The sequence below is a fragment of the Patescibacteria group bacterium genome (assembly GCA_041667185.1).
In the GTDB taxonomy this organism is placed as follows: domain Bacteria; phylum Patescibacteriota; class Patescibacteriia; order SG8-24; family SG8-24; genus JBAYFM01.
Genome location: JBAYFM010000023.1, coordinates 1 through 8,826, shown reverse-complemented (window position 1 = coordinate 8,826; position 8,826 = coordinate 1). Strand labels below are relative to the sequence as shown.

The window sequence follows — 8,826 nt, the reverse complement described above, 5'->3', positions numbered from 1 at the left end:
CGCGGAGATGACGCCCCGCAAACGCATCGTCTCCGGCGGCTATGCTCAGAACGCTGATCTTCTCGACGACCTCGATACCTCAGCCGTCGGCGGCGCTGTCGCTTTCGTGCCGGTGACCGATGCGAGCGGCAACTTGGTCCTCACCGGCGTGCCACAGGGTTCAGGCGCCGCCCAGGGATCGCTCTACGTGAATCCGGCCTCGATCACCGCTAACTATACTTTGTTCACGGCCGCGGCTGGCGGCGTTTCGAAATTCCGCGTCGATGCCGAGGGTGATACGACCGTAGCTGGCGACCTCGTCGTCAACGGCGGCGACATCACCACTGCCGCCGGAGCTCTCGTCATCACTCCGGCTGCCGGTTCCAATCTGAACGTCGTGCTCTCGACCAGCGGCGATTTTGCGGTGAACACCAACCACCTGTACGTCGATACCTCGACCGCGCGCGTCGGCATCGGCACCGCTTCTCCCGCGGCCAAACTCGACGTCGCCAGCACTGACGGCGCCACGATCCAGGTCACCTATGCCGGCGCGCCGGTCTCAGCGCTGACCAGCAACGCCGCCTACTACGCCAGCGTCGGCTCGAATGTCTTCGCGTCCCGCAACAGCAGCATCAGCAGCGACTACACCTACGGCCTCATAGGCGTGGCCCAGCGGTCCAACACGTCGAACAGCAGCTATGGCATTGCAGCCATCAGTGAGGCGGTCAACGCCGCTGGTATCATGCCAGAGGTCGTCGGTCTCTATGCCGAAGCGGACAATTCTGGTGCGGGCAATGTTAATGCTATGTCCGGCGCCAGCATTCTTGTCAGCAATTCCGGTGCCGGCACGGTCAGCCAGCAGAGCGGTTTGACGGTCAATTTCGGCAATGCCACGCCCGTAGCTCTGGCGCAAGGCGTCAATGTCTATGCCCTGGGCGGCGCCGTCACTGAGGGTGCTCGTCTGACCGTCCACGCCGCTGCCGGCCAGACCGCGACCGCTCTCATTGCCAGTGCTGGCGATACCGGTTCGGGTACGAAATATGCCGCCGCCTTCCTGAACGGCAGCGTCGGCATCGGCACCGAGACTCCGTCGTCCACCCTGACCGTGGTGCAGCCCACTGCCGGCCACGGCTACGTGACCACCAACGCCACGGTCAATCTCACCGGCGTCGGCACAGACTTCACCAACTCCCTCAAGGTCGGCGATACTATCACGGTCCTGGGCGAGACACGCACCGTCGCCAGCATCACGAGCGACACCAGCCTGACCGTCACGGTTGCTTTCACTACTTCGCTCAGCGACTGGCCCTACATCGTGACCGGCGGCACCCGGTTCGTCGTCCAGGGCAATGGCAACGTCGGCGTCGGTACCGCCACTCCGGCCGCCAAACTCAACGTCTATGGCCCCTCCGCCGGCACTGCCGACCTTTTCCGCGTCGGTCCGGCGACCGCTGATTTCTCGGCCTTCTCGCAGAGTGGCATGGACTTTTCTTACAATAACATCGCCATCCATAATAGCGCTTCGGCGAGCAAGGGATCGGCCCTACAGATCACGGCAGAGGATAACACCCTGAATGACCTTTGGGGTCAGAGTAACTTTACTTTTTCGGATAATGCCGCTGGTACGCGTGGTTGGGTGACCGGCTACTACGGCAGCGCTAACCACTACGGCGCAGGCACGCTCACCAACCTGTACGGCTCGACTCTCGAGACGTACTTCAACGCTGGCACGGTCACGAACGCTTACGGCATCTACAACTCCGTGTTGAAGACCGTCGTTTCCACGGCGACCTCGAACCTGATCGGTATGGCCACGATCGTCGGTGACACTGGCTCGGCTGGCGACACGACCAATATGCGCGGCCTCGAGGTCCAGCTGCAGAGCGCTACCAGCGGAACTATCTCCAACGCCGCCGGTCTTTATATCAAGTCGTTCATCAGGACCGCCGGCACGCTCACGAATAACTACGGCATCTATCTTGAGGATCAGGCTGGTGTCGGCACCAATAATTGGCAGCTTTATTCCGCCGGTACCGGCAAGAGTTATCTCGGCGGCGATCTCGATATCAAGGGCGTCTCCTACACCTGGCCCGGCGCTAACGCTGCCGGCGTTCTCACGAACAACGGCTCTGGCACGCTCACTTGGACTGCGGCCGCGGTGGGCGACATTACCGCCGTCGGCTCCATGACCTCGGGCGACGCTTTCGCCGACTCCACCGCCACCGGCGACTGGCTCGGCCTCGGCTCGGGCGCCGGCCGCATCGAGTTCGATGACCAGGCGACCGACGAGGTGAATATCCTCAGTGCTAACGTCGGTATTGGCACAGCCACTCCGGGTACGAAACTCGATATCGTCGGCACGACGAGAATCAGCGGACCCTCGATCAATGCGCTTTCTTTAAAGTCGACGGACGCCGTCTCGGATTACATGGGCATTCGCTGGCAGGATAACGCAGGCTCGTCTCTTTGGTACATGGGCAATGATTGGCTTGGAACCGGCAACCATGATTTTCGGATCTACGACAACGTGAACGCCGCGACAAGCCTTCTTTTCAACCAAGCTGCGGCCGGCAGTTCTTATCTCAGTTTCGGTGTCGCTGGTACGGGTTACGGCGGCATTCAGTACTCGAATTCCACGAAGAGACTCGATTTATTCGCGAACACAAGCATCCGCGCAACTATTCTCGGGACCGGTGAGTTCGGCATCGGCACTTCGTCCCCGTCAAACCTGTTGTCCGTCGGCGCCGCCGATTACTTCAAGGTTAATGCTTCCGGCGATGTAACCACGACCTTCATCGCTCTCAACGGCTCCTCGACCGCGAACGGCGCCGGAACAGCCTCAGCCACACTGACCCTCGCTGCGAGCGGCGGGACGAACTTCGATATCGGCAACTACATCCTGGTCAATTCGACCTATGCCAAGATCACTAACAAGGTCGGCGATATTCTGACTATTTCGCCGGCGCTTACCTGGGGCAACGGCGCCGCGGTCACCGAGTATCACATTCCGGAGATCGGCGGTACGGATACCGCTTCCACCCTCACGAACCGTTACGGCCGCGGCTACTTCATTGATGGCATCGTATCCGGCAACGGCACGACCTACTATAACGAGAACGGCATTACCACGACCGCTGCGACATTCAACATCAGCAGCGGCAGTAACCCGATCAACTTCGCGAGCAATGTCGGTCTCGGCACGACTTCACCTATTACTCAGCTTCATGTTCCGGGCAAGGTTCCGACTGCGGCGGCTGGATCGGTCGCGACTAATACCAATCCCAGCGGCCTCTATGTCCAGGGCCGCTACGCTTACGTGGTCAATTACACGGCCAGTACGCTTCAGATCTTCGATATCTCCAATCCCGCGGCGCCGGTCGCCACCAGCGCGGCCGCGACCGATACGAATCCCCAGGATGTCTATGTCCAAGGCCGCTATGCTTACGTGGTCAGCAACGCCCACACGCTTCAGATCTTCGATATCTCTAATTCGGCCGCAATCCCGGCTGCGGTCGGTTCGGTTTCGACTGGTGCTTTGTCTTTCCCCAGTGCTGTCTACGTCCAGGGCCGCTACGCTTATGTGCCGAATTACAGCACTAATACGCTTAAAGTCATTGATGTTGCCGACCCCGCCGCGCCGGTCGTGGTCGGTTCGGTGGCGATCGGGGCCGGTTCCGTTGCCGTCTATGTTCAGGATCGCTACGCTTATGTGACCAATAAGACGGACAACACTCTTCAGGTGATCGATGTTTCCAACTCCACGGCGCCGGTCGTGGTCGGTTCGGTGGCAACTGGCAATAATCCTTATGGCGTTTATATCCAGGGTCGCTACGCTTATGTGACCAACATTTCTGCGCCCTTTCTTCTTCAGATCTTCGACATTTCCAATCCCGCCGCGCCAGCCTCGGTCGGCTCAGTCGCGGGTGTCATGGCTTACTCTGTCTATGTGTCCGGACGGTATGCGTTCGTGGCTTCCATAGGATCTGATCTTCTTCAGATCTTCGATATCTCCAATCCCGCCGCGCCAGCCTCGGTCGGCTCAGTCGCGACCAGTAATGGCACCAATACGGTTTTCGTCCAAGGCCGCTATGCCTACGTAATCTCTGGCACCACTGGCAATACTCTTAAGATTTTCGATGTGGGCGGCGCTTACATCCAACAGCTCGAAGCCGGCAGTCTTGAGACCGGTAATCTCTCGGTGCGCAATAATCTCAAAGCGCTGGATGCCGCTTTCACCGGCGGTGTGACCGTGGGGACGTCGCTGAATGTGTCCGGCAATCTGAGCGTAGCGAACAGCGCGGCTTTCAAGACCGGCATCAGCATCGGTCAGAACAGCACGGCTTATCAATTACAGCTGTCCGCCGATTCAGCCGCCAAGCCAGTATCCAATACTTGGACTGTCGTTTCTGATGCCCGGGCCAAGCGCAATGTCGTTGATTTTACTGATGGTTTAGCCAAAATATTGGCCATTAACCCGGTCAGTTACGAGTTGAACGGTCTGGCCGGCATGCCCGAGGGTGCGACCGGTATCGGAGTCATCGCGCAGGACGTCAAAGATATCATCCCGTACACCGTAGGAACCTACCGGACCAAGCTGTATCCGGAGGACGCGGAGGAAACGGAATTATATTCATTCAATTCCAGCGCGCTCACGTTCGTGCTCATCAACGCGGTCAAAGAACTTGATACGAAGCTGGAGAAGTTGAGTGCGCCCGCTGCGGACGGCCAGTTATCGCTCGTCGGCGGCTCGCTTGATCTAGCCGGCGGTTTGATCCAGCGCATCGGATCGCTCGAAGGGCTCGGACAGAAATGGTCCATCGGTCCGGATGGCAAACTGATCGCGACCGAGATCGTCATTGAGAAGATCACGATCGAGAACAGGGGAGAGCGCCGCACGGTCGGCCGGGCGGTCGTGGCGGCCGGAGCGGCGGAACAAGAGATATTCAATACGGAAATGACGGAGAATTCGCTGGTCATCGCGACCTTCGAAAATGATCCGGGTTCATCCTGGTGGATCGCCGCCAAGAAGAATGGCTCCTTCCTGCTGAAATTGGCGACCCCGGCCGCCGCTGACGCCGCCTTCACTTACTGGATCATCGGCGTTGAAAATGTCGCCGAAGAGGTCGCTCCGCCGGCATCGGTACCGGATGCGGTTGCGCCGTTGATTGAGGAGACTGTTCCGGCTGATGCGTCCGCGCCATTGGCGGAGGAGCCTGCGCCGCTCGCTGAACCAGTATCGAGTCCCGAACCCTTGCTCGCAGAGCCGGTGCTTGCTCCTGAAGTGGCGCCGGAAATGCCGCTCGTATCCGTTACCGAAGAAGTGTTATCAGCGCCGGAATCCGCGCCAGCTACGACGCCGTGAGTGAGGGGTTGGGGGAGTGCTGAAGTGCTGGAGTGTGGGAGTGTGGGAGAGACGGAGCCACGTCGCTCGTGAGCGACATGGCGGAGACCAGTGCCGCATTTTTCAATTTAAAACCGGCCGGTTTTTGCCGGCCGGTCCTGCCCCAGCCTGCCGGACAAGCAACAGGCTTTGACGATGGGCAGGTTCAAGATAACACAAATATATTTTCAATAGAATAGTTTTCCGAGTCTGAGCGAGCGGAAGCGGTTTTTTTGCGCTAAATATGCGGCCTCACCTTGTTTTTAGGCCATTTTCAGCTAAAAAAACACCCCGGAGATCCGGGGTGGGCAAGATCACTCGACAGTCTCGGGCGCGGGGAATGTCTGTTTAACCAGACTCCAGTCGCATTCGAAGGCGTCAGTGATGCATTCGTGTTGGCAGCAGAAAGCTCGTTTGTCGTTATCCGTGAAGGCGATCCGACCGTTCGCTACGGGGTACATGACCGCATTGGGATCATTGATGTGATCGAGACCGACGAAATGCCCCAGTTCATGCAGCGCGATTGATTCGAGCAAGCCGCCCAAAATCTTATAGCCGTCACGCTCGCAGTCATCCGAGGTCAGAGCCCAATCTTCGACCACGACATCGTTCTCGTCGCCGATGTTGTTTTTTTCGTTCCATTCATGCAGAAAGGGCGAAACGCAGTACTCCATGCCGGGCGGTTGGTCATTCGGCCATTCGTACAACATGGTGAAGACGAAGATGATGACGTCGTGGTTGAGTCCCAGGCCGCTGACATAACCATCGCCGCCCAGTTTATTTATCGTCGCGTCCAGGCGGTCGTAGTTCTTGTCGTGCCGGGTCTGCTTGTAGATGACGTTGCGGCCATCGTCGGCGTCGTCGAGACCCCATTGATCAGCGTCATGGTGGTGTCCTCGATAGACGATCAGGTCATAGCCGACCAGCTCCTGGCCCAGCCGGTTGATCTCGGCGATCATGAACAGGATGTGTCCCTCCTCAGCGGAGTCGAACCGATCATCAATATGAAGGCCTCTTGGCAGATCGGGTGCACAAGCGGCCGCGAACAAAGCGGCTACCAGGAATGCGAGACGTTCAGCCATAGCTGGCCTCCCCTGGCGGCTTCGCTATAAGCCGGATAGGCAAAACTGTTGTAGTCGGGCAGGACCGTGATCGGGTTCGGCAGGAACCAGCGGTACTCCGCTCCGGCCGACAGATCTTTCCAGACGCGGATATCAACGCCGCCGCCAAGAGTGAGATCCAGTGGGCGCTGGATGCGCGGCGCCGTCATCGGTCTGAAGACATTCCAGAAAATTCCCAGGTCGGGGAAATGCACGATCACCCGGCCGACGCGGACGGCGTCGAGGCGGAGATTAGCGCCGAAGCCGTTGGGAATCACGGCGTTCAACTCCAATTTCAGCGGCGTGTAGTCCGGAAGACCGGCTCTTCCGGCCAGGACGAGCGTGAACGGTTCCGTCGAGATGTCGCTGGGATAGGAAGCTCCGATGAGCCCTGCGGGGCCGCCAAGACCGACGGATAGGTCCAGATCCAGTAACTTAGGCAGTTCGGCCTGGGCCGCTGTCGGCAAGGCCAGAAATAAGGCGCATCCAACTGCTGCGAAAAAGCCGTGTTTTGACGCGGGCATTTGAGACCTCCTGCGATGATTCGCTGGTCGTATATTTTGTAAGGAACTTCTAAGCACATCTTCTCGATTTTTGGCTTTTTGTCAAACTGCGGCCGGTCGACCTGCTCAGATCCGGTCATGGCTGGGGGAGTTTTTCGATATTAAATATATGTAGCCGTCCCGGGTATTGTGGATAACATCGAATATCTGATTATGGTATAATTTTTGTGCTAAAAATACTTATTTCGCCGAAGCTTAAAGCTTCGCGTTTGTTACGTATGAGTGAAAATATGCCCTTCATAGAGGCAGCTCAGGCGCAGGTCAAGGTGCCCAGGATCGTTAAGATCTGCGACGGCATCATTCGTTGGACTTTGCGCGCGCTCGTGGTGCTCATGCCGCTGTTTTTCCTGCCCTGGTCCATTGAAGTTTTGGAGCTCAACAAACAGCTGCTGCTTTTGGTCGGTGCCGGCATCGCCGGCATGGCCTGGGTCGGCAAGATGCTGGCGGAGCGCAAGTTCGAATACCGCCGTTCGGTAGTCAATCTCATCATCATCCTTTACCTCATCGTCTACGGCATCAGCGCCGTCATTTCCAAGAGCCAGTACATGAGTTTGGTGGGTGATTTTGGCCAGGAGAAAGCCGGTTTTGTCACGGTGGCCGCCCTGGTCCTGCTTTATTTCGTCGTCATCAATAATATTCGGACGATGAAAGATCTGAACCGCCTGTTCACCGCTTTCGTGGTCAGCGGCTTCGTGGCCGCGCTCTACGCGCTTTTGCAGGGGTTCGGACTGTTCATCCTGCCTTTTGAGTTCGCCAAGGCCGCTTCGTTCAACACGATCGGCACGATCGCTTCACTGGCCATCTACCTGTCGTTCGTGGTGATCCTGTGCGCCGGCATGCTGCTTTCCAGCCATAATCAGGCGACGATCAGGACGAAGATAAACCTGGCTTACGATATTTTCCTGGTCGTGACGGCGGTGCTCAGTTTGTCCATGATCGCTATAGTTGATTACCTGCCGGTCACTGTATCCTTGCTCGTGGCTTCGACGTTGCTGATCGCGTTCGCTTTCGTTCATGCCAAATCCGTGAAGAATCTGTCCGGCGTGCTTCTGCCGATCTCCGCTCTCGTGGTCGCTTTGCTGCTCCTGTTCTTCCGTTTTCCATTGAATCTGAAGTATCCGGCTGAAGTGATGCCCTCCATGAAAGCGACAGCCGATATTTCCATGAAAGTTCTGCGCGAGCGGCCATTCTTCGGTTCCGGCCCCGGCACGTTCATCTTTGATTATTCGAAGTACCATTCCGCCGACGTCAATTCGTCGATGTTCTGGAACGTGCGCTTCGATCGCGGCGCCGCCAAATTCCTGACCATGATCGCTACGAACGGCCTTTTGGGCGCGCTCTCCTGGCTCATGGTCGCCTTGTTCCTGATCGTTTCTGCTGGTCGCAAGCTCTTCAAGGCTGACGAGGACACCTGGCACGTGCTCATCGGCATTTTTGCCGCGTGGTTCCTGCTCGTGCTTTCGAAATTCCTTTACAGTTCGACCATTACGCTGGAGTTCGCCTCCTGGATGACCATGGCGCTTCTCGTCGTGATGCATCGCAAGGATTTCTTCTCGGTGCGTTTTGAGAATTCGCCGCGCGCCGCCATGATGCTTTCATTTGTTTTCATCGTCGGCATGGTGATGTCGATCTCCGGTCTCGTGGTCGAGGGTCAGCGGTATGCCGCGGAGATTCATTACGCCAACGCTATCCGCGCCGATCAGGCCGGCGGCGATCTGCAGCAGATCAATGACGACCTGCTTAAGGCGGCTGATCTCAACAAAGCGAATGATGTTTACGTCCGCAATTTGTCCCTGGCGCTTCT

At 57.7% G+C, this 8,826-nt stretch carries 4 protein-coding genes; 2 read left to right on the top strand and 2 right to left on the bottom strand.

Annotated elements, in window-relative coordinates; translation table 11 throughout:
* The first annotated feature begins 7 nt into the window (after positions 1–7).
* Positions 8–5,341 (top strand): tail fiber domain-containing protein, encoded by a 5,334-nt coding sequence (locus tag WCT10_06000; GenBank protein ID MFA6604350.1) that lies wholly within the window; start codon positions 8–10, stop codon positions 5,339–5,341.
* Positions 5,342–5,673: 332 nt separating this feature from the next.
* On the opposite strand, the gene WCT10_05995 is transcribed toward WCT10_06000, so the two are convergent.
* Complete coding sequence (locus WCT10_05995; GenBank protein MFA6604349.1) at positions 5,674–6,441, bottom strand: matrixin family metalloprotease; 768 nt, start codon at positions 6,439–6,441, stop codon at positions 5,674–5,676.
* A complete protein-coding gene (locus WCT10_05990) occupies positions 6,414–6,983 on the bottom strand; it encodes a hypothetical protein (protein MFA6604348.1) in 570 nt (189 codons plus the stop codon). Before WCT10_05990 ends, WCT10_05995 begins: the two co-directional genes overlap by 28 nt.
* Before the next feature lie 269 nt (positions 6,984–7,252).
* Here WCT10_05990 and WCT10_05985 point away from each other — a divergent pair.
* On the top strand, positions 7,253–8,826 hold a 1,574-nt coding region (locus WCT10_05985; protein ID MFA6604347.1), incomplete at its 3' end, for a hypothetical protein.

What these genes read in the sequence shown, in the direction of transcription:
- WCT10_05990 (MFA6604348.1), bottom strand. Translation starts at nt 6,983, where the DNA reads ATGCCCGCGTCAAAACACGGCTTTTTCGCAGCAGTTGGATGCGCCTTA.
- WCT10_05995 (MFA6604349.1), bottom strand. Translation starts at nt 6,441, where the DNA reads ATGGCTGAACGTCTCGCATTCCTGGTAGCCGCTTTGTTCGCGGCCGCT.
- WCT10_06000 (MFA6604350.1), top strand. Translation starts at nt 8, where the DNA reads ATGACGCCCCGCAAACGCATCGTCTCCGGCGGCTATGCTCAGAACGCT.